The sequence below is a fragment of the Pseudomonas vranovensis DSM 16006 genome, assembly GCF_000425805.1.
GTDB classification, from domain to species: Bacteria; Pseudomonadota; Gammaproteobacteria; order Pseudomonadales; family Pseudomonadaceae; genus Aquipseudomonas; species Aquipseudomonas vranovensis.
On sequence record NZ_AUED01000002.1, the window covers coordinates 387198 to 406217 of the forward strand.

The following is a 19020-nucleotide window of genomic DNA, read 5'->3' on the forward strand; positions in this document are numbered from 1 at the left end:
ACCATTTGTTCCAATTGGAGCCCTGCATGACCCTCGATCGCGATGCCGCCACCCATGTCGCCAAGGTTTTGTCCGAAGCGCTGCCTTACATTCGCCGCTTTGTCGGTAAAACCCTGGTGATCAAATACGGCGGCAACGCGATGGAGAGCGAAGAGCTCAAAACCGGTTTTGCTCGCGATGTGGTACTGATGAAGGCCGTGGGTATCAACCCCGTGGTTGTACACGGCGGCGGCCCGCAGATCGGTGATCTGCTCAAGCGCCTGTCAATCGAGAGCCACTTTATCGATGGCATGCGCGTTACCGATGCGCAGACCATGGACGTGGTGGAAATGGTCCTGGGCGGCCAGGTGAACAAGGACATCGTCAACCTGATCAACCGTCATGGCGGCAGCGCCATCGGCCTGACCGGTAAAGATGCCGAGCTGATTCGTGCGAAAAAGCTCACCGTTACCCGCCAGACGCCAGAGATGACCACCCCGGAAATCATCGACATCGGTCATGTCGGCGAAGTGGTCGGGGTTAACACCGATCTGCTGAATATGCTGGTCAAAGGTGATTTCATTCCCGTGATCGCACCGATCGGCGTAGGCGCCAACGGCGAGTCGTACAACATCAACGCCGACCTGGTCGCCGGCAAGGTCGCCGAAGCACTGAAAGCTGAAAAGCTGATGCTGCTGACCAACATCGCCGGCCTGATGGACAAGCAAGGCACTGTGCTCACTGGCCTGACCACCGAGCAGGTCAACGAGCTGATCGCTGACGGCACTATCTACGGCGGCATGCTACCGAAGATCCGCTGCGCCCTGGAAGCGGTGCAAGGCGGCGTGAACAGCTCGCACATCATTGATGGTCGCGTGCCCAATGCAGTGCTGCTGGAGATCTTTACCGACAGTGGCGTGGGCACTCTGATCACCAACGACAAGCCACGCTGAGGCCTGTAGGAGCGGGCTTGCCCCGCGATCAAGACATAAAAAAGGCGACCTGATGGTCGCCTTTTTTATGTACCTCAGATCCCGTACTGGGCCCGATAGGCCTCGACGGCCGGCAGATGCTGCTTGAGTGCCGGATCGTCCGCAAGGAACTGCAGCACCTGGGTCAGTGAAACGATGCTGACCACCGGAATGCCGAAGTCGCGCTCCACTTCCTGGATAGCCGACAGCTCGCCGTTGCCCCGCTCCTGGCGGTTCAAGGCGATCAGAACGCCTGCAGCCTTGGCCTGTTGGCCCTGGATGATCTGCATGACCTCACGGATTGCAGTGCCGGCAGTGATCACGTCGTCGATGATCAGCACGTCGCCTGTCAGCGGCGCACCGACCAGGCTGCCTCCTTCGCCGTGTGCCTTGGCTTCCTTGCGGTTGAAACACCATGGCAGGTCGAGGTTGTGGTGCTCGGCCAGGGCCACTGCAGTGGCTGCCGCCAGGGGAATACCCTTGTAGGCGGGGCCGAACAGCACGTCGAACGGAATCTTGCTGTCGACGATTGCCGCCGCATAGAAACGTCCGAGCTGAGCCAGGGCAGAGCCGCTGTTGAACAGGCCGGCATTGAAGAAATACGGGCTGGTGCGGCCCGACTTGAGGGTGAATTCACCGAAGCGCAGAACCCCGCGGTCGATGGCAAAACGAATGAAGTCGCGCTGATACGGCTGCATGAAGAGTCCCGGATACCACGGATTTAGCTAATTGAGTACAGCTCGGGTATCATACACGCACGAGATTTTTGGGGCCATTTATGCGGATCATCAGTGTGAACGTTAATGGCATTCAGGCTGCAGTCGAGCGTGGTTTGCTCAGCTGGCTGCAAGCCCAGAATGCTGACGTCATCTGCCTTCAGGATACCCGCGCCTCGGCCTTTGAACTCGACGACCCAGCTTTCCAGCTCGATGGCTACTTCCTTTATGCCTGCGATGCAGAAGTTCCCGCCCAAGGCGGCGTGGCACTTTATTCGCGGTTGCAGCCCAAGGCAGTCATCAGCGGCCTGGGCTTCGAGACAGCCGATCGCTACGGACGTTACCTGCAGGCCGATTTCGACAAGGTAAGCATCGCAACGCTGCTGCTGCCTTCTGGAATGAACGGCGACGAAGACTTGAACCAGAAATTCAAGTTGATGGACGACTTCGCCAAGTACCTGGACAAACAGCGACGCAAACGTCGTGAGTACATCTATTGCGGCTCGTTGTATGTGGCGCAACAGAAGCTCGACGTCAAGAACTGGCGTGACGGCCAGCAGTCACCAGGTTTCCTGGCGCCGGAGCGCGCCTGGATGGACACCGTTGTCGGTGACATGGGTTATGTCGACGCCTTGCGCGAAGTCAGCCGTGAAGGCGACCAGTACAGCTGGTGGCCAGACAACGAGCAGGCTGAAATGCTGAACCTGGGCTGGCGCTTTGACTACCAGCTCCTGACCCCAGGCCTGCGTCGCTTTGTACGAAGCGCTCGCCTGCCGCGTCAGCCACGCTTCTCCCAGCACGCGCCACTGATCGTGGACTACGACTGGACGCTGACGATCTGATCGCTCAGCCACAAAAAAGCCGACATTGCGTCGGCTTTTTTGTGGCTGCTGCTTTTATCAGATCATTATTTGATCGGTCGCCAGGTCAGCGGATAGCGATAGGGCTGGCCATCATTGGCCTTGACCCCGGCAATGATGGTCAGGACCAGCACGGCGACCATCAACATGCCAAACAGCACGATACCCACCAGCACGAACATCAGCGCAAAGCAGATGATCGATGCCAGGAATACCGTGAGCTGGAAATTCAGCGCTTCCTTGCCCTGGGCATCAATGAACGGATCCAGGTCTTTCTTCCAGATCCACATCACCAGCGGCCCGAGCAAATTGCCGAACGGAACGATCAGGCCCAGCAGCGCGGCAAGGTGGCAGAACATTGCCCACTGCCTGATCTCGGCATTGGGGGTGGGCAACTGCAGCGGTTGCTCGCTCATGCTCTGCTCCTTGCGTTGGCGAAATCAGTCGGCCAGCGAGGCTTTCTGCAGTTCGAACAGGTCGACCATGCCTTTTTGAGCCAGCGCCAGCATGGCGTTGAGCTCTTCTGGCTGGAACGGTGCACCTTCAGCGGTACCCTGGACTTCGATGAAACCTCCCTGGCTGGTCATGACCACGTTCAGGTCGGTCTCGGCAGCGGAGTCTTCAAGGTAGTCCAGGTCGAGCACCGCCTCGCCCTGGTACATGCCCACCGAAACTGCGGCGATCATGTGCTTGAGCGGGTCGCCGCCCTTGAGACCACCACGTTTTTTGACCACACGCAGCGCATCAACCAGGGCAACCATGGCGCCAGTGATCGAAGCGGTGCGGGTGCCGCCGTCAGCCTGGATCACGTCGCAGTCGACGTACAGGGTGATGTCGCCCAACTTGCTCATGTCCAGCGCGGCGCGCAGCGAGCGGCCGATCAGGCGCTGGATCTCGAGGGTGCGACCACCCTGCTTGCCACGGGCGGCTTCGCGCTGGTTACGCTCGCCGGTGGAGCGCGGCAGCATGCCGTACTCGGCGGTCAACCAGCCTTGGCCCTGGCCCTTGAGGAATCGCGGCACGCCGTTTTCGACGCTGACTGTGCATACGACTTTGGTGTCACCGAACTCGACCAGTACTGATCCCTCGGCGTGTTTGGTGTAGTTGCGGGTGATGCGGATCGAGCGGAGCTGATCGGCAGCGCGACCACTTGGACGTTTCATTTGGGATACCTGTACTGGGTTTGAATCTGCCCAGCATTATAGAGTGCGCCGGCCTTCGTGGACACGCCTATTGTCGCAACCCCCGAAACAGACGGCCCAGCGGCGTTGGTCCGGTTTTTTGCGGACGCTGCCAGACTGTTTGTAACATCAGTGGATTGGGAGCTGGCGCCGCACTGCGCTACAATCCTGCGCCTTTGCAGCCGGTTGGCTTCCCTTGACCCATCTTTTGCGAGGTACTTCCCATGGTGCACAGCATGACCGCTTTTGCTCGTGTCGAGCGCGCCGGTAGCCAGGGCACCCTGATCTGGGAATTGCGCTCGGTCAACCATCGCTACCTGGAACCCCACCTGCGCCTGCCAGAGGCCCTGCGCGACCTCGAAGGTGCAGTGCGTGAAGCCTTGCGCCAAGGCCTGTCGCGCGGCAAGGTCGAATGCACCTTGCGCTTCAATGAAGAGAGCATTGGCAAGCCGCTGCAGGTAGACCGCGAGCGCGCGGCCCAATTGGTTGCGGCCGCCGAGACCGTTGCCAGCCTGATCCAGCAGCCGGCACCGTTGAATCCGCTGGAAGTGCTGGCCTGGCCTGGTGTGCTGGTGGCAGATGCCAGCGACCCTCAAACCCTCAACAATGAGGCTATCGCCTTGTTCGAAGAGGCGCTCAAGGAGCTCAAGAACGGTCGGGGCCGCGAAGGCAGCGAACTGGCCCGCCTGATCAATGAGCGCCTGGACAGCATGGCCAGCGAAGTCACCACCCTGCGCGCCCTGGTGCCGCAGATGCTGGCCACCCAGCGTCAGAAAGTCCTCGATCGCTTCGCCGACATGCAGGCCGAACTCGACCCGCAGCGCCTGGAACAGGAAATGGTCCTGCTGGCGCAGAAGAGTGACGTCGCCGAAGAGCTCGACCGTCTGAGCACCCACATCACCGAAGTTCGCCGGGTGCTCAAATCCGGTGGCGCCGCCGGTCGCCGCCTGGATTTCCTGATGCAGGAGCTCAACCGCGAAGCCAATACCCTGGGCTCCAAAGCCTTCGACCCACGCAGCACCCAGTCCGCGGTCAACCTCAAGGTACTGATCGAGCAGATGCGTGAACAAGTACAGAACATTGAGTAAGGCCACCCCCACCATGAATCACAGCAGCGGCACCCTTTATATCGTTTCGGCTCCCTCCGGTGCCGGCAAGACCAGCCTGGTCAAAGCCCTGATCGACGCCCAGCCGACCATCCGCGTCTCGGTCTCGCACACCACCCGCGCCATGCGACCGGGAGAAGAGCACGGGGTGAACTACCACTTCGTCGATCACGCCGAGTTCGCCCGCATGACCGAGCAGGGTGATTTTCTTGAGCAGGCCGAGGTGTTCGGCAATTACTACGGCACCTCGCGCAGCGCGCTGCAGTACACCCTCGACCAGGGCCATGACCTGATCCTGGAGATCGACTGGCAAGGTGCCCAGCAGGTGCGCAAGCTGATGCCCGAGGCACGCTCGATCTTCATCCTGCCGCCAACCCAGGAAGCCCTGCGCCAGCGCCTGACCAACCGTGGCCAGGACAGCGACGAGATCATCGAAGGCCGGATGCGTGAAGCTGTGAGCGAGATGAGCCATTACGACGAGTATGACTTCGTCATCATCAACGACGACTTCGCCACTGCGCTGGAAGACCTCAAGGCGGTATTCCGCGCCAACCGCTTGCTGCAGGCGAACCAGCAGCAGCGTCATGGCCATTTGCTCAAGCAATTGCTTGCCTGAGCAACTGGCAACTCCAGCCGCTTAGCGGCGGCTGGAGACCGTGGCGTGACGGTGCAGGGTCATGCCCAGGAAGAACGCCGGCGCCCGCAGGCGTGACAACAACATCAGCCCCAGCCCCAGCAGTGTGATGATCACTGCGATCACGAACACCAGGCCCAAGCCCCCGACATGCGAACCGCTGCCAAACGAAGGCGAAGCGCTGTCGTATGCCGTCTGCAGGAAAATCACCGAGAGAATGCCGCCACCCAGCAGTGGGCACAGGCCGCGCATCAGGAAGTGACGCACGCTGTCGAACAGGCTGTGACGGAAGTACCAGACGCACGCATAGGCCGTCAGCGAGTAGTAGAAGCAGATCATCATGCCCAGGGCGGTGATGGTGTCTGCCAGCACGTTCTCACTCAAGGTACGCATGGTGACGTAGAACACCGCCGCCGCCACACCAGCACAGATGGTGGCATAACGGGGGGTTTTCGAGCGTGGGCAGACGCTGGCGAAACGCTCCGGCACCGCGCCGTAGTACCCCATGGCCAGCAAGGTGCGCGCCGGCGAAACGAAGGTCGACTGCAGCGAGGCGGCGGTACTGGCCAGTACGGCGATGGACATCAGGATCGCCAGTGGCCCCATGACTGGACCTGCCAGGTGAGCGAAGACGTTTTCCTGGATACGTGGATTGTTCAGGCCCAGGCCGATATCGCCGATACCGGCAAACTGCAGGGTGGCAATCGCTGTGACCAGGTACAGGCCCAGAATCAGCAGTACCGTCAGGGTCGCTGCTCGGCCAGGCGTATCACCGCTGCCCACCGACTCTTCACTGATACTCAGGCAGACATCCCAGCCCCAGAAGATGAAGATTGACAGCGACAGGCCTGCGGTGAATGCCGAGAACGACTCGACACCAAAGGGGTTGAACCAGTCCAGGTCAAACTCCAGTGGCGGCGTATCGACAGAAGAGCCCCCGAACGCGGCCATGGCAAAGCCCACCAGCACCACCAGCTGCAATGCCACCAGGCCGTACTGCACGGTCATGGTGGTGGCAATCCCGCGGCAGCAGATCCACACCGCCATAGCGATGAACACGCAACAGGTGACCACGTTGATCAGCAAGTTGTCGCTTAGCGCAGCCACCTCGTGGCTGCCGGTGATTTGCCCGAGAAAGAGGTAAAAGAAGTCCACCGCCACGCCGGCGAGGTTGGACAAGACGATCGTGGTTGCCGTTACCAGCCCCCAGCCACCAATCCAGCCGATCATCGGGCCAAATGCCCGGGCCGACCAGGTAAAGGACGTACCGCTGTCAGGCTCCGCCGAGTTCAGCTCGCGGTAACCCAGGGCCACCAGCAGCATGGGCAGGAAGCCAACGATGAACACTGCCGGCAGATGGGCACCGACCTCGCGCACGGTTGGTCCGAGCGCGCCGGTGAGGGTGTACACCGGTGCAATGGTGGAAATGCCAAGCACAATGCTCGCCAGCAGCCCGAGCCGGCCCTTGGCCAGCCCCTTGGTTGCTTTCGCTGCAGTATTTGCCTGGGTGCGAGCCTGTCCCATACCTGGGGACAAGCCTGCTTCGAATTCGCTCATGAGTAGTGCCGCCGCTTTTGGTATTGTTTTTCAGGACGCCCCGCAGGGCGCCCGCTTTCACTCATTCAAACCTGTTGCCGATACTGCACGTCCGGATCACCCGGATGACCTCATAGGGCCTTCTCCCGGTAGCGCTCGCCCCTTGCACGGGCCAGGCATGCTTCACGAAACGCCCGGAACAGACGCAGCGAAACCGGGTTTTCGGCCAGGCGGTACTCGGGGTGCCATTGCACACCGACTACAAAGCCCGGGGCGTCTGGCATCGACACCGCTTCAATCAACCCATCGGGCGCCCGCGCTTCCGCGCGCAAATCACCCGCCAGGCGATCGATGCCCTGGCTGTGAAGGGAATTGACCATGAAGCCGGGCTCCAGCCCAAGGCGCTCGAACAACCCGCCGGGCTGAACGGTAACGCTATGGCGCGGGCTGTATTGCTCTTCCAGTGGTGCGTCCTGCGGCTCGCGGTGATCCAGGAAACCTGGCAGCTCCTGCACCCGCTGGTGCAAGGTGCCGCCCAGGGCGACATTCAGTTCCTGAAACCCACGGCAGATGCAGAACACCGGCACACCGCTGGCAATGGCGGCCTGCAGCAAAGGCAGGGTCAAGCGGTCGCGAAACACATCGTGCTTCGTACCTTCCACGCTGGGGGCGCCATTGTAATGATGCGGCTCGACATTTGAAGGCGAACCGGTAAAAAGAATGCCATCCAGGCGCTCGAGCACGCGCTGTGGATCGACTGGCTCGGCCCGCGCCGGAAGAATCAGCGGAATCCCGGCGAAGCCTGCCGCCTCGACATATTTGTCGCCCACGGTATGCGACGAGTTGTGGCCAAGCTGCTGACGACAAGCCGAAATGCCAATCAAAGGCGGCAGGTCATTGGTAGTTTGCATGGGTTCACCCTCCCTTACAGCTTGATCCAGGTCGCCTTGAGTTCGGTGTATTTGTCAAAAGCGTGCAGCGACTTGTCACGGCCATTACCCGACTGCTTGAAGCCGCCGAACGGCGCGGTCATGTCACCGCCGTCATACTGGTTGACCCAGACACTGCCGGCACGCAGGGCACGGGCGGTCTTGTGGGCGCGAGAAATATCGCTGGTCCACACGGCTGCGGCCAGGCCGAAAGGCGAGTCGTTGGCAATGGCCACGGCCTCCTCGGCGCTGTCGAAGGTGATCACTGACAGCACCGGCCCGAAGATCTCCTCGCGCGCGATGCGCATGGCGTTGGTGACGCCATCGAAGATTGCCGGCTGCACATACACACCGCAGGTGTCTTCCAGCACGCGCTCGCCACCGGTCAGCAGCGTGGCCCCATCGGCCTTGCCGGCCGCGATGTAGCCCAGCACGGTGTCTAGCTGCGTGGTATCTACCAGGGCACCCACACGGGTTTCGGGGTCCAGCGCGTGGCCCGGTTTCCAAGCCTTGAGCGCGTCGACCACCATCGGCAGGAAGCGCGCCTTGATGCTGCGCTCGATCAACAGGCGTGAACCGGCAATGCACACCTCGCCCTGGTTGAAGGCGATGGCGGCCGCGGCAGCTTCAGCGGCGGCCTGCAAGTCGGGGGCATCGGCGAACACGATGTTCGGACTCTTGCCACCGGCTTCCAGCCAGACACGCTTCATGTTCGACTCACCGGCATAGACCATCAGCTGCTTGGCAATGCGGGTGGAGCCCGTGAACACCAGGGTGTCCACATCCATGTGCAGGGCCAAGGCCTTGCCGACGGTATGGCCGAAACCTGGCAGCACGTTCAGCACGCCTGCGGGGATTCCGGCCTCCAGGGCCAACTGGGCGATACGAATCGCCGTCAGCGGTGATTTTTCGGACGGCTTCAAGATCACCGAGTTACCGGTGGCCAGGGCCGGGCCGAGCTTCCAGCAGGCCATCATCAGTGGGAAGTTCCACGGAACAATGGCCGCGACCACGCCGACCGGCGAGCGGGTGACCAAACCCAGCTGGTCGGACGGGGTCGCAGCAACTTCGTCGTAAATCTTGTCGATGGCTTCGGCATTCCAGCGGATGGCATTGGCCGCCGCCGGAATATCGATGCTCAGGGAGTCGGCAATGGGCTTGCCCATGTCCAGGGTTTCCAGCAATGCCAGCTCCTGGGCGTTGGCCAGCAGCAGATCGGCAAAGGCAATCAGCACACGCTTGCGTTGGGCTGGTGCCTGGTCGGCCCAGACACCACTGTCGAAGGTACGTCGCGCAGCGGCCACCGCGCGCTCGGCGTCGGCGCTGTCGCAACTGGCGATCTGCGCCAGGTGACGGCCGTCGACCGGGCTCGAGCAATCGAAAGTGTCACCAGCGACACTGGTGCAATACTGCCCGTCGATAAAGGCGCGGCCTTCGATCTTCAGGGTCTGGAACAGCTGTTCCCAGTGTTCACGTGGTGCAGTTGCCATTGTTGTTTTCTCCGGGCATCACACGGTATGCAGGTACCAGTTGTATTCGAGGTCGGAAATCGACACCTCGAACTCGGCCATTTCGCTTTCCTTGCAGGCGACAAAAATGTCGATGTAGTCCGGGCTGATGTATTGGTTCAGCACTTCACTGTCATCGAGTTCACGCAGCGCATCGCGCAAGTTGTTCGGCAGGCTCTGCTCCAGCTGTTCGTACGAGTTGCCTTCGATAGGCGCACCCGGCTCGATCTGATGGGTCAGGCCGTGGTGAATACCGGCCAGAATCGCTGCCATCATCAGGTAGGGGTTGGCGTCGGCGCCGGCTACGCGGTGCTCGATACGCACGGCATCGCTGCTGCCGGTTGGCACACGCACCGCCACAGTACGGTTGTCCAGGCCCCAGCTCGGTGCATTGGGCACATAGAATTGAGCGCCGAAACGGCGGTACGAGTTGACGTTCGGGCACAGGAAGGCCATCGACGCCGGCATGGTCTCGAGCACGCCACCGATGGCGTGACGCAGGGTCTGGCTCTGCTCGGGATCGTCGCTGGCGAAAATGTTCTTGCCGGTTTTCTTGTCCAGCAGCGAAATATGCACGTGCAGACCGTTGCCGGCCTGGCCCGGATAGGGCTTGGCCATGAAGGTGGAATCCATCTCATGGTCGTACGCGATGTTCTTGATCAGGCGCTTGAGCAGCACCGCGTAGTCGCACGCCTTCATCGGGTCGACGACATGGTGCATGTTCACTTCGAACTGCGCCGGAGCACTTTCCTTGACGATGGCATCGGCCGGAATGCCCTGCTCTTTGGCAGCCTCGAGCATGTCCTGCAGGCAGTCGACGTATTCGTCCAGATCGTCGATCAGGTAAACCTGAGTCGACATCGGGCGCTTGCCGGAGATCGGCGAGCGCGGCGGTTGCGGGCGACCGTTGAGGTTATCCTGGTCGATCAGGTAGAACTCAAGCTCGAAGGCCGCACAGATGTCCAGGCCCAGCGCGTCGAACTTCTCTACCACACCACGAAGCACTTCCCGCGGGTCAGCGAAGAACGGCTTGCCGTCCAATTCGTGCATGGTCATCAGCAACTGAGCGGTTGGGCGCTTCTGCCAGGGCTCGTAGCTCAGGGTGCCGGGAATCGGGTAGCAGATACGGTCGGCATCGCCGATATCAAGGCCCAGGCCTGTGCTTTCGACGGTAGAACCGTTGATGTCCAGGGCAAACAACGAGGCCGGCAGGTTGATGCCTTTTTCGTAGACCTTGACCAGGCTCGCACGCTCGATGCGCTTGCCCCGTACCACGCCGTTCATGTCTGCAATCAGCAGGTCGACAAATTGCACCTCAGGGTAGGCCTTGAGAAATTCACCCATCTCGTCGAGAGGGATGGCGCACGGAGAGACCGACGTCATGGCTAGGCATCCTTTGATTTTTTATCGGGCGACTGTGGGGAGGTACTGCTGCGCTATCGGGAGCGGCGATGGTTTGGTTTGTTGTTTTAAGGAGTCCCATCGTGGGGAACTGCCGGACGTCGTCTTTACTAGGACGCACGTTCCAAAAATCTGACAGCGTTGTGAGTTGATTCACCGCTGCCGCTTCACTATAGAATGGCCCCAGCGCAACAGACATTGGCATTTAGGCAAGTAAAGAGTGCACCCATGCAATATCAGATCAGTCACGCCGACCTATCGCTGGTCCTCGCCCTGGTACGCGGACGCTCGCTGGCCAAGGCGGCAGAGCTGCTACGGGTAGACGTTTCAACGGTGTTCCGCTCGATCCGGCGCATGGAAGCCGCCCTGGGTACCGCGTTATTCGTCAAAAGCCGCAAAGGCTACATCCCCACTGGCACTGCCCAGGCCCTGGCCGAACAGGCCGAGCGCGCCGAGCAGGCCCTGGATGCCGCCCGAGTGGCCCTGGAGCATGGTGAGCAAGTGGTGAGTGGTACCGTGCGCCTGACCTGCACCGATGCAGTGCTGCACAGCCTGTTGCTGCCGGCGCTGGCCGAGTTCATGCCGGCCTACCCTGCGCTTTCGCTTGAGCTGGCCACCTCTAACACCTTCGCCAACCTGAGCCGCCGCGACGCCGACCTCGCCCTGCGCCTGACCAACTCGCCACCGGAGCACCTGGTCGGTCGCTGCCTGGGCAAGGCCTCCTACGTGGTGTGTGGCCGCGAAGAGTTTCGCGAAAAGCTCAAGGAAACCCCGGCCAGCCTGCCCTGGATCGCCCCGGATGACACCATGCAGGACCACTCCACCGTGGTCTGGCGCAGTGAGCACCTGCCGGGAGTGATGCCCCGCTACCGATGCAGCAGTATCTCTGCCATAGCCCAATTGGTCAGTGCCGGCATGGGTGTGGCCGCGCTGCCAGACTACATGGCCCACACCCTGCCGGGGGTCGCGCCTTTGAGCGATGCCTTGCCCGGTTGTGACACCGAGCTCTGGTTGCTGACTCGTCCGGACTGCCGCGCGCTGCGCTCAGTACAGACGCTGTTCGATGAGCTGACCCCTCGGCTGCGTGATGCATTGGGGCGCCAATAAGGCGTCACCGTGGCGCAACAGCGGGCTTGCGCCACGATATACCTGGATTCACTGCCACAACAGGACACTTGAAATAGAGCCCTGTAACTGGATATTGTCGACCTATCAAGGACTCGAATCGAAATCAGCGCTTCCCTAAAGGCTGGTGATTTTTTAAACTATCGAGTCCGCTCGCCCATTCGGGCTGAACACCGCATTTGCTACTTGAGGAAGACCATGGCCCGCGTAACCGTTGAAGACTGCCTAGAACACGTGGATAACCGTTTTGAGCTGGTCATGCTCTCTACCAAGCGTGCCCGTCAGCTGGCCACCGGCGGCAAAGAGCCGAAAGTGGCATGGGAAAACGACAAACCTACTGTCGTTGCCCTGCGTGAAATTGCTGAAGGCATCTGCACTCCAGAATTCATTGCCGCCGAATCCATCGTCGAAGTCGAACCTGCCTTTGCATTCGGTAGCGAGGAAGAGGCCAACGAGGCCGTCTAAGCCTATGCCTGGTCGATGCGGTACGGCGCAGGGCCCCATTCCTCGGCAGGAGGTAACACTGTGCCGAGCATAGACGCCCTCGCCGATCGACTGTCGACCTACCTCGGCGCCGACCAGGTCAACCTGGTGCGCCGGGCGTACTTCTACGCCGAACAAGCCCACGACGGCCAGCGCCGTCGCAGCGGCGAAGCCTACGTCACGCATCCGCTGGCGGTGGCCAGCATCCTTGCCGACATGCACATGGACCATCAGAGCCTGATGGCTGCCATGCTCCATGACGTGATCGAAGACACCGGCATTGCCAAAGAGGCGCTCAGCTCGCAATTTGGCGAGACCGTGGCCGAACTGGTCGACGGGGTCAGCAAGCTGACCCAGATGAACTTCGAGACCAAGGCCGAGGCCCAGGCGGAAAACTTCCAGAAAATGGCCATGGCCATGGCCCGGGACATCCGTGTGATCCTGGTGAAACTGGCCGACCGCCTGCACAACATGCGCACCCTTGAGGTGCTGTCTGGCGAAAAGCGCCGACGCATCGCCAAAGAAACCCTCGAAATCTATGCCCCCATCGCCAATCGCCTGGGCATGCACAGCGTGCGCGTGGAGTTCGAGGACCTGGGCTTCAAGGCCATGCACCCGATGCGTTCGGCGCGCATCTACCAGGCCGTCAAGCGCGCGCGCGGCAACCGCAAGGAAATCGTCAACAAGATCGAAGAGTCACTGGCCCATTGCCTGGCCGTCGACGGCATCGAAGGCGAAGTCAGTGGCCGGCAAAAGCACCTTTATGGCATCTACAAGAAGATGCGCGGCAAGCGCCGCGCCTTCAACGAGATCATGGATGTCTATGCGTTTCGCATCATCGTCGACAAGGTAGACACCTGCTACCGCGTGCTCGGCGCCGTGCACAACCTGTACAAGCCACTGCCCGGACGCTTCAAGGACTATATTGCGATCCCCAAGGCCAACGGCTACCAGTCGCTGCACACCACCCTGTTCGGCATGCACGGGGTGCCCATCGAGATCCAGATCCGCACCCGCGAAATGGAAGAGATGGCCAACAACGGCATCGCCGCCCACTGGCTGTACAAGTCCAGTGACGACGAGCAGCCAAAGGGCACCCATGCCCGCGCTCGCCAGTGGGTCAAAGGTGTGCTGGAAATGCAGCAGCGTGCCGGCAACTCGCTGGAATTCATCGAAAGCGTGAAGATCGACCTGTTCCCCGACGAGGTCTACGTCTTCACGCCCAAAGGCCGGATCATGGAGCTGCCAAAAGGCTCCACGGCGGTCGATTTTGCCTATGCGGTACACACCGACGTCGGCAACAGCTGCATTGCCTGCCGGATCAATCGCCGCCTGGCGCCATTGTCCGAGCCTCTGCAGAGCGGTTCGACCGTCGAGATCGTCAGCGCCCCGGGCGCTCGCCCAAACCCAGCCTGGCTCAACTTCGTGGTCACCGGCAAGGCCCGCACGCATATCCGCCATGCCCTCAAGCTGCAACGTCGCTCCGAGTCCATCAACCTGGGCGAACGCTTGCTGAACAAAGTCCTCAACGGTTTCGACAGCGCCCTGGACAAAATTCCGCAGGAACGCATCCAGGCCATGCTCAGCGAGTACCGCCTCGAACAGATCGAGGACATGCTCGAAGACATCGGCCTGGGCAACCGCATGGCCTATGTCGTTGCCCGTCGCCTGCTGTCCACCGAAGGCGAACAGCTACCGACCCCGGAGGGCCCACTGGCCATTCGCGGCACCGAAGGCCTGGTACTGAGCTACGCCAAATGCTGTACGCCGATTCCAGGCGACCCGATCGTCGGTCACCTGTCGGCGGGCAAGGGCATGGTCGTTCACCTGGAGAACTGCCGCAATATCAGCGAAATCCGCCACAACCCGGAAAAATGCGTACAGCTGTCCTGGGCCAAGGATGTCACTGGCGAATTCAATGTCGAACTGCGCGTCGAGCTGGAGCACCAGCGCGGCCTGATCGCCCTGCTGGCCAGCAGCGTCAATGCCGCCGACGGCAACATCGAGAAAATCAGCATGGACGAGCGCGATGGTCGCATCAGCGTGGTCCAACTGGTGGTCAGCGTACACGACCGTGTACACCTGGCCCGCGTGATCAAGAAACTACGCGCCCTGACCGGCGTGATCCGCATCACCCGCATGCGTGCGTAGCCCAATAACAGCAAGGAGTCATCATGACCAAGACCGTCATCACCAGTGACAAGGCCCCAGCCGCCATCGGCACCTACTCCCAGGCGATCAAGGCCGGCAACACGGTGTACATGTCCGGGCAGATCCCGCTGGACCCAAAAACCATGGAACTGGTTGAAGGCTTCGAGGCCCAGACCGTTCAGGTCTTCGAGAACCTCAAGGCCGTTGCCGAAGCCGCTGGCGGTTCGTTCAAGGACATCGTCAAGCTGAACATCTTCCTGACCGACCTGGGCCACTTCGCCAAGGTCAACGAGATCATGGGCAAGTACTTCGAGCAACCTTACCCTGCCCGCGCGGCCATCGGCGTAGCTGCCCTGCCACGCGGCTCGCAAGTTGAAATGGACGCGATCCTCGTCCTCGAGTGATACCCCGCGCGGCGAGCCGTCCGGTTCGCCGCCGCACGACCCCGGAAGGACCCCCGACATGCGCCATGCGCTTGCCTTGGCATTGGCCGCCGCACTGCTGAGCGGCTGCTCCAGCCACAAACCCGAAGACTACAACGGCATCTGGATCAATCAGAAAGCCATCGATGCTGCCGCCAAAGGCGTCAGCCTGCGCCAAGCCCTGCGCGAGAATGGCCCCAACTACGAGTGGAAGCTCAACGTCGCGGCCAACCAGGCCAGCTACACCAATGGTTTCGAGATCGTTGAAGGCCAACTCAAGACTGGCGAAAAGCAAAGCCAGGTCGAGTTTGGCGATGGTCAGGCCCAGGCCCTGACCCTGGACGGCGATGAGCTGGTGCAGAACGCCAGCCAGCTGTTACCGGAACAGAACTTCGAAAAGCCCAAGACCCCTGCCCCCATCGCAGCACGCACTGGCACCAGCTTCGAGCAGGCGCTGTACAGCGCTTATCTGGGCGGCAAATGGGAAATTATCGAAGGCCCCGGCAAGGGCGCAGTTGTAAAGTTTGGCGAGAACGGCAGCGTTGAAGGCCTGCCGAACCTGGACCGCTACGCCCTGTGCCTGGCTGGCGACTGCGCCGACATGACCGGTGAGTTCGATAGCCTCTGGCTCGAGCGCAACAAGCACGGCGCACCGTGGATTTTCAAACGTGACGGCGACCAGCTGGAAATCCTGCGGGCCCTGAACAGCGCCAAGCCGGATGAAAAACCGCAGCTGCATCCTGGCGCCCGCCAATGGTTGCTCGAGCGCGACTGACAGCCTTACGCTTACTCTGAACGCCCTTCAAGGATCGCCGCATAGCCTTCCTTGAAGCTCGGGTACTGTGGCGCCCAGCCCAACGCCCGAGCCCGCGCGTTGCTGCAACGCTTGCTGCCGGTACGACGCACCCGCTCCTGCTCCGACCACTGGGTTACGCCCATAAAGTCACGCAGCCAGGCCATCACTTCGGCCAGGGGAGCCGGGGCGTCATCCACACCTATATAGCAATCATCCAATGCACGCCCGTCGGCGTCGGCCTTGAGCAGAAATGCCAGCAAGCCGGCTGCGTCTTCGGCATGAATGCGATTGCCGTAGAGCGGCGGCTCCTCAGTTACCCGATAACCCTGGCGCACCTGGCTGAGCAGCCATTCACGCCCAGGCCCATAGATACCCGTCAGGCGCACGATCGTTGCGGGAACGGCGCCGGCCAGTGCCAACTGCTCAGCATCGAGCATTACCGTGCCGGAGTAACCTTGCGGTTCAGTCACCGCCTTTTCGTCAATCCATTCACCGCTCTGCTGGGCATACACGCTGCTGCTAGAAACGAACAGCAAGCGCCGCGGCGTTTGCCCGCGCTCGGCAAGCCAACCCAGAACATGCTTCAGGCCATCGACATAGGCCGCCTTGTAGCCGGCCTCGTCATGCTGGCTGGCTGCTGTGCAGTAGACGAGATAGTCCGGTGTTTCAACCGGCCAGGTAGCCGGGCACTGCGCATCGAACAGATCGGCTGCAACCCCCTTCACCCCGGCTGGCAACTGGCCAATATTGCGGCGAAGGCCACTCACCTGCCAGCTGCACGCGAGCAATTGCTTGGCCAAACGGCTACCTACATCGCCACAACCGACGATCAGAACTGAAGGCGCAGACATCCTGAAACTCCGCAAATCAAAGGCCCAGCCTATCCAAACAACTCGATAGGCGGCTAGCTATTATGGAAAAAAAGCAACTTTATTACTTCTGCTAACAAGAATTACTTGCAATAATGGCCGCCCAAAATTTGTTCTCGGCCGTCTCGAGGCCTAGAAGGACAACCACCTTTTTCTTCTTCATCAGGTCCGGCCAGCATGACACGTATTCAACCTTCCGCTTCGCCAACCACGCCGCGCGCATGGCGCGCCATTGCCGCGCTGATGTTCAGCCTGGTAATGGCCCCCGCTGCACTGGCCGATGAGCCGACCACGCCACCTGCCGCCCTTGCTGCGGTAGAAGCGCCCGCGGCCGCAGGGCCTGCTGCCCCGGCCGACCCTGCCGCTGCGCCGGCTGTAGCGCCGATCGATGGCCAGGCCGTCACTGAAGCGGAAGAAGTTGAAGCGCTGGTCGAAGACACCAGCCTGGGCATGGCCCACGACCTGTCTCCTTGGGGCATGTACAAAAACGCCGACATCGTCGTCAAAATCGTGATGATCGGCCTGGCCATTGCCTCGATCATCACCTGGACCATCTGGATTGCCAAAGGCTTCGAGCTGATGGGCGCCAAGCGTCGTCTGCGTGGCGAAATTGCCCTGCTGAAAAAATCCACCTCTCTCAAGGAAGCCAGCGACGTCGCCAATAAAGAGGGCACCCTGGCCCACTTGCTGGTCCACGATGCGCTGGATGAAATGCGCCTGTCGGCCAACGCCCGCGAGAAAGAAGGCATCAAGGAACGTGTCAGCTTCCGTCTTGAACGCCTGGTAGCCGCCAGCGGCCGCAACATGAGCAGCGGCACCGGCGTGCTGGCCACCATCGGCTCCACCGCACCGTTCGTCGGTCTGTTCGGCACCGTCTGGGGCATCATGAACAGCTTCATCGGCATCGCCAAAACCCAGACCACCAACCTCGCCGTTGTCGCCCCTGGTATCGCCGAGGCCCTGCTGGCTACCGCGCTGGGCCTGGTTGCCGCGATTCCGGCCGTAGTGATCTACAACGTCTTCGCCCGCTCCATCGCCGGTTACAAGGCTCAGGTTTCCGATGCCTCGGCAGAAGTCCTGCTGCTGGTCAGCCGCGACCTGGACCACCAGACCGGCGAGCGCACCGCTGCCCCTCACATGGTGAAAGTGGGGTAAGCCATGGGCCTGCATCTTAACGAGGGTGGCGACGATCTCGCCGAAAACCACGAAATCAACGTCACGCCGTTTATCGACGTGATGTTGGTCCTGCTGATCATCTTCATGGTGGCAGCGCCTCTGGCAACCGTTGATATCAAGGTCGATCTGCCGGCCTCAACGGCCAAGCCGGCACCAAGGCCCGAAAAACCGGTGTTCCTCAGCGTCAAGGCCGACCAGAACGTCTATGTCGGCGAAGAACAGGTCCAGCGGGACCAACTGGGCGCGGTACTCGATGCCAAGACCAAGGGCGACAAGGACACCACGATCTTCTTCCAGGCCGACAAGGGCGTGGATTACGGCGATCTGATGGAAGTCATGAACACCCTGCGCGCGGCCGGTTACCTGAAAGTCGGCCTGGTGGGACTTGAGACGGCAGCCAAGAAATGATCATGACGCGGCATAAGCTGGCGCGTTACAGCAGTAGTCTGGCGATTGTGCTGGGGGTCCATGCCATCGCCGTGCTGCTGACGCTCAATTGGTCGGTGCCCCAGGCGATCGAGTTGCCCCCCGCGGCGATGATGATCCAGATGGCCCCGATGCCTGAACCGGCTCCTCCTCCACCGCCCAAGGTGGTGACCCCGCCACAGCCGCCAGCGCCGGTAGAAGAGCCGCCGCTGCCGAAACTGGCCGATGCGCCCAAACCCAAAATCGCCGTCGCCAAGCAGGTGAAGCCAAAGGCCAAGCCACAGCCGCCCAAGCCTGAGAAAAAGCCTGAGCCGCCGCAGGAAAAACCTGCCGACGAGGAAGTGGTCGATACGCCGCCCACCACCGCACCGGCACAGAAATCTGCAGCTCCGGCACCTAGCATCGCCAGTAACAGCAATGCCCTGCCTACCTGGCAGAGCGACCTGTTGCGCCACCTGGCCAAGTACAAGCGTTACCCGGAAAACGCCCGGCGCATGCGCATGGAAGGCATCAACCGACTACGTTTCGTGGTCGATAGCGAAGGCAAGATTCTTTCTTACGCCATCGCCGGTGGTTCGGGCAGTGCGGCACTGGATCGGGCAACCCTGGAGATGATCCGTCGAGCCCAACCAGTACCACCACCGCCGAAGGAATTGCTTACCAACGGCAGCATCGAGGTGATCGCGCCTTTCGTCTACTCGCTGGACAAGCGCTGACGCATTGTTTCTGTCACACATAAGCAACTCTGATA

20 protein-coding genes are annotated in these 19020 nt (G+C 61.1%); 12 read left to right on the top strand and 8 right to left on the bottom strand.

Translation table 11 applies throughout. The features are described 5' to 3' along the window. The first annotated feature begins 26 nt into the window (after window positions 1-26). Entirely contained in the window at window positions 27-932 is a 906-nt protein-coding gene (gene argB, locus H621_RS0105770; protein ID WP_028942454.1) for an acetylglutamate kinase, read from the top strand. A gap of 74 nt (window positions 933-1006) precedes the next feature. Here the strand turns inward: argB and pyrE are convergent, their stop codons facing one another. Next, a complete protein-coding gene (gene pyrE, locus H621_RS0105775) occupies window positions 1007-1648 on the bottom strand; it encodes an orotate phosphoribosyltransferase (protein ID WP_028942455.1) in 642 nt (213 codons plus the stop codon). Between the two features lie 80 nt (window positions 1649-1728). Between pyrE and H621_RS0105780 the strand changes: the two genes are divergently transcribed. Next, window positions 1729-2508: an exodeoxyribonuclease III gene (locus tag H621_RS0105780; RefSeq protein ID WP_028942456.1), complete on the top strand. Its 780-nt coding sequence runs from the start codon at window positions 1729-1731 to the stop codon at window positions 2506-2508. A 65-nt stretch (window positions 2509-2573) separates the two neighbouring features. Here H621_RS0105780 and H621_RS0105785 read toward each other — a convergent pair whose 3' ends face one another. Together H621_RS0105785 and rph are read right to left on the bottom strand one after the other, a co-directional pair. Continuing rightward, on the bottom strand, window positions 2574-2942 hold the full coding sequence (locus H621_RS0105785; RefSeq protein ID WP_028942457.1) for a DUF4870 domain-containing protein: 369 nt from the start codon (window positions 2940-2942) through the stop codon (window positions 2574-2576). Window positions 2943-2966: 24 nt separating this feature from the next. Next, window positions 2967-3689, bottom strand: coding sequence for a ribonuclease PH (gene rph, locus H621_RS0105790; protein WP_028942458.1), 723 nt, complete (start codon window positions 3687-3689; stop codon window positions 2967-2969). A gap of 242 nt (window positions 3690-3931) precedes the next feature. Here rph and H621_RS0105795 point away from each other — a divergent pair, with 242 nt between their 5' ends. Together H621_RS0105795 and gmk are read left to right on the top strand one after the other, a co-directional pair. Beyond that, window positions 3932-4795, top strand: a complete 864-nt coding sequence (locus H621_RS0105795; protein ID WP_028942459.1) for a YicC/YloC family endoribonuclease — start codon at window positions 3932-3934, stop codon at window positions 4793-4795. Between the two features lie 13 nt (window positions 4796-4808). Beyond that, window positions 4809-5429, top strand: a complete 621-nt coding sequence (gene gmk, locus H621_RS0105800; protein ID WP_028942460.1) for a guanylate kinase — start codon at window positions 4809-4811, stop codon at window positions 5427-5429. A 21-nt stretch (window positions 5430-5450) separates the two neighbouring features. Here the strand turns inward: gmk and H621_RS0105805 are convergent, their stop codons facing one another. The 4 genes from H621_RS0105805 to H621_RS0105820 all read right to left on the bottom strand — a co-directional run bounded on the left by H621_RS0105805 (window position 5451) and on the right by H621_RS0105820 (window position 10803). Continuing rightward, window positions 5451-7004, bottom strand: a complete 1554-nt coding sequence (locus tag H621_RS0105805) for an APC family permease (RefSeq protein ID WP_028942461.1) — start codon at window positions 7002-7004, stop codon at window positions 5451-5453. Between the two features lie 110 nt (window positions 7005-7114). Next, on the bottom strand, window positions 7115-7894 hold the full coding sequence (locus H621_RS0105810) for a gamma-glutamyl-gamma-aminobutyrate hydrolase family protein (RefSeq protein WP_028942462.1): 780 nt from the start codon (window positions 7892-7894) through the stop codon (window positions 7115-7117). Window positions 7895-7908: 14 nt separating this feature from the next. Beyond that, entirely contained in the window at window positions 7909-9402 is a 1494-nt protein-coding gene (locus H621_RS0105815) for an aldehyde dehydrogenase (RefSeq protein ID WP_028942463.1), read from the bottom strand. An 18-nt stretch (window positions 9403-9420) separates the two neighbouring features. After that, entirely contained in the window at window positions 9421-10803 is a 1383-nt protein-coding gene (locus tag H621_RS0105820; RefSeq protein ID WP_028942464.1) for a glutamine synthetase family protein, read from the bottom strand. A gap of 246 nt (window positions 10804-11049) precedes the next feature. Between H621_RS0105820 and H621_RS0105825 the strand changes: the two genes are divergently transcribed. The 5 genes from H621_RS0105825 to H621_RS0105845 all read left to right on the top strand — a co-directional run bounded on the left by H621_RS0105825 (window position 11050) and on the right by H621_RS0105845 (window position 15777). Further along, on the top strand, window positions 11050-11928 hold the full coding sequence (locus H621_RS0105825) for a LysR family transcriptional regulator (protein ID WP_028942465.1): 879 nt from the start codon (window positions 11050-11052) through the stop codon (window positions 11926-11928). Window positions 11929-12144: 216 nt separating this feature from the next. Next, complete coding sequence (gene rpoZ, locus H621_RS0105830; RefSeq protein WP_028942466.1) at window positions 12145-12411, top strand: DNA-directed RNA polymerase subunit omega; 267 nt, start codon at window positions 12145-12147, stop codon at window positions 12409-12411. A 60-nt stretch (window positions 12412-12471) separates the two neighbouring features. After that, on the top strand, window positions 12472-14580 hold the full coding sequence (spoT, locus tag H621_RS0105835) for a bifunctional GTP diphosphokinase/guanosine-3',5'-bis pyrophosphate 3'-pyrophosphohydrolase (protein ID WP_028942467.1): 2109 nt from the start codon (window positions 12472-12474) through the stop codon (window positions 14578-14580). 23 nt (window positions 14581-14603) lie between these two features. Beyond that, the gene (locus tag H621_RS0105840) at window positions 14604-14984 is read left to right on the top strand and encodes a RidA family protein (RefSeq protein WP_028942468.1); all 381 of its coding nucleotides are present in this window, start codon (window positions 14604-14606) and stop codon (window positions 14982-14984) included. A gap of 58 nt (window positions 14985-15042) precedes the next feature. Next, window positions 15043-15777, top strand: a complete 735-nt coding sequence (locus H621_RS0105845) for a hypothetical protein (protein ID WP_028942469.1) — start codon at window positions 15043-15045, stop codon at window positions 15775-15777. Between the two features lie 11 nt (window positions 15778-15788). Here H621_RS0105845 and H621_RS0105850 read toward each other — a convergent pair whose 3' ends face one another. Continuing rightward, window positions 15789-16649 carry an SDR family oxidoreductase gene (locus H621_RS0105850; protein ID WP_028942470.1) on the bottom strand — a complete coding sequence of 287 codons (861 nt, stop codon included), beginning with the start codon at window positions 16647-16649 and terminating at the stop codon, window positions 15789-15791. A 195-nt stretch (window positions 16650-16844) separates the two neighbouring features. Here H621_RS0105850 and exbB point away from each other — a divergent pair, with 195 nt between their 5' ends. From exbB to H621_RS0105865, 3 genes are read left to right on the top strand one after another with little or no spacing between them, the layout of a single operon-like run. Continuing rightward, a complete protein-coding gene (gene exbB / locus H621_RS0105855; RefSeq protein ID WP_028942471.1) occupies window positions 16845-17822 on the top strand; it encodes a tonB-system energizer ExbB in 978 nt (325 codons plus the stop codon). Window positions 17823-17825: 3 nt separating this feature from the next. Next, window positions 17826-18251 (top strand): TonB system transport protein ExbD, encoded by a 426-nt coding sequence (gene exbD / locus H621_RS0105860; RefSeq protein ID WP_028942472.1) that lies wholly within the window; start codon window positions 17826-17828, stop codon window positions 18249-18251. Beyond that, the gene (locus tag H621_RS0105865; protein WP_028942473.1) at window positions 18248-18985 is read left to right on the top strand and encodes an energy transducer TonB; all 738 of its coding nucleotides are present in this window, start codon (window positions 18248-18250) and stop codon (window positions 18983-18985) included. Before exbD ends, H621_RS0105865 begins: the two co-directional genes overlap by 4 nt. The last annotated feature ends 35 nt before the right edge of the window (window positions 18986-19020 follow it).

Bases quoted from the DNA above. Each gene is read 5' to 3' on its own strand.
- exbB (WP_028942471.1), top strand. From the start codon at position 16,845: ATGACACGTATTCAACCTTCCGCTTCGCCAACCACGCCGCGCGCATGG.
- exbD (WP_028942472.1), top strand. From the start codon at position 17,826: ATGGGCCTGCATCTTAACGAGGGTGGCGACGATCTCGCCGAAAACCAC.
- H621_RS0105780 (WP_028942456.1), top strand. From the start codon at position 1,729: ATGCGGATCATCAGTGTGAACGTTAATGGCATTCAGGCTGCAGTCGAG.
- H621_RS0105810 (WP_028942462.1), bottom strand. From the start codon at position 7,894: ATGCAAACTACCAATGACCTGCCGCCTTTGATTGGCATTTCGGCTTGT.
- H621_RS0105805 (WP_028942461.1), bottom strand. From the start codon at position 7,004: ATGAGCGAATTCGAAGCAGGCTTGTCCCCAGGTATGGGACAGGCTCGC.
- pyrE (WP_028942455.1), bottom strand. From the start codon at position 1,648: ATGCAGCCGTATCAGCGCGACTTCATTCGTTTTGCCATCGACCGCGGG.
- argB (WP_028942454.1), top strand. From the start codon at position 27: ATGACCCTCGATCGCGATGCCGCCACCCATGTCGCCAAGGTTTTGTCC.
- H621_RS0105850 (WP_028942470.1), bottom strand. From the start codon at position 16,649: ATGTCTGCGCCTTCAGTTCTGATCGTCGGTTGTGGCGATGTAGGTAGC.
- rpoZ (WP_028942466.1), top strand. From the start codon at position 12,145: ATGGCCCGCGTAACCGTTGAAGACTGCCTAGAACACGTGGATAACCGT.
- H621_RS0105865 (WP_028942473.1), top strand. From the start codon at position 18,248: ATGATCATGACGCGGCATAAGCTGGCGCGTTACAGCAGTAGTCTGGCG.
- H621_RS0105820 (WP_028942464.1), bottom strand. From the start codon at position 10,803: ATGACGTCGGTCTCTCCGTGCGCCATCCCTCTCGACGAGATGGGTGAA.
- H621_RS0105795 (WP_028942459.1), top strand. From the start codon at position 3,932: ATGGTGCACAGCATGACCGCTTTTGCTCGTGTCGAGCGCGCCGGTAGC.
- H621_RS0105825 (WP_028942465.1), top strand. From the start codon at position 11,050: ATGCAATATCAGATCAGTCACGCCGACCTATCGCTGGTCCTCGCCCTG.
- H621_RS0105840 (WP_028942468.1), top strand. From the start codon at position 14,604: ATGACCAAGACCGTCATCACCAGTGACAAGGCCCCAGCCGCCATCGGC.
- gmk (WP_028942460.1), top strand. From the start codon at position 4,809: ATGAATCACAGCAGCGGCACCCTTTATATCGTTTCGGCTCCCTCCGGT.
- H621_RS0105845 (WP_028942469.1), top strand. From the start codon at position 15,043: ATGCGCCATGCGCTTGCCTTGGCATTGGCCGCCGCACTGCTGAGCGGC.
- H621_RS0105815 (WP_028942463.1), bottom strand. From the start codon at position 9,402: ATGGCAACTGCACCACGTGAACACTGGGAACAGCTGTTCCAGACCCTG.
- H621_RS0105785 (WP_028942457.1), bottom strand. From the start codon at position 2,942: ATGAGCGAGCAACCGCTGCAGTTGCCCACCCCCAATGCCGAGATCAGG.
- rph (WP_028942458.1), bottom strand. From the start codon at position 3,689: ATGAAACGTCCAAGTGGTCGCGCTGCCGATCAGCTCCGCTCGATCCGC.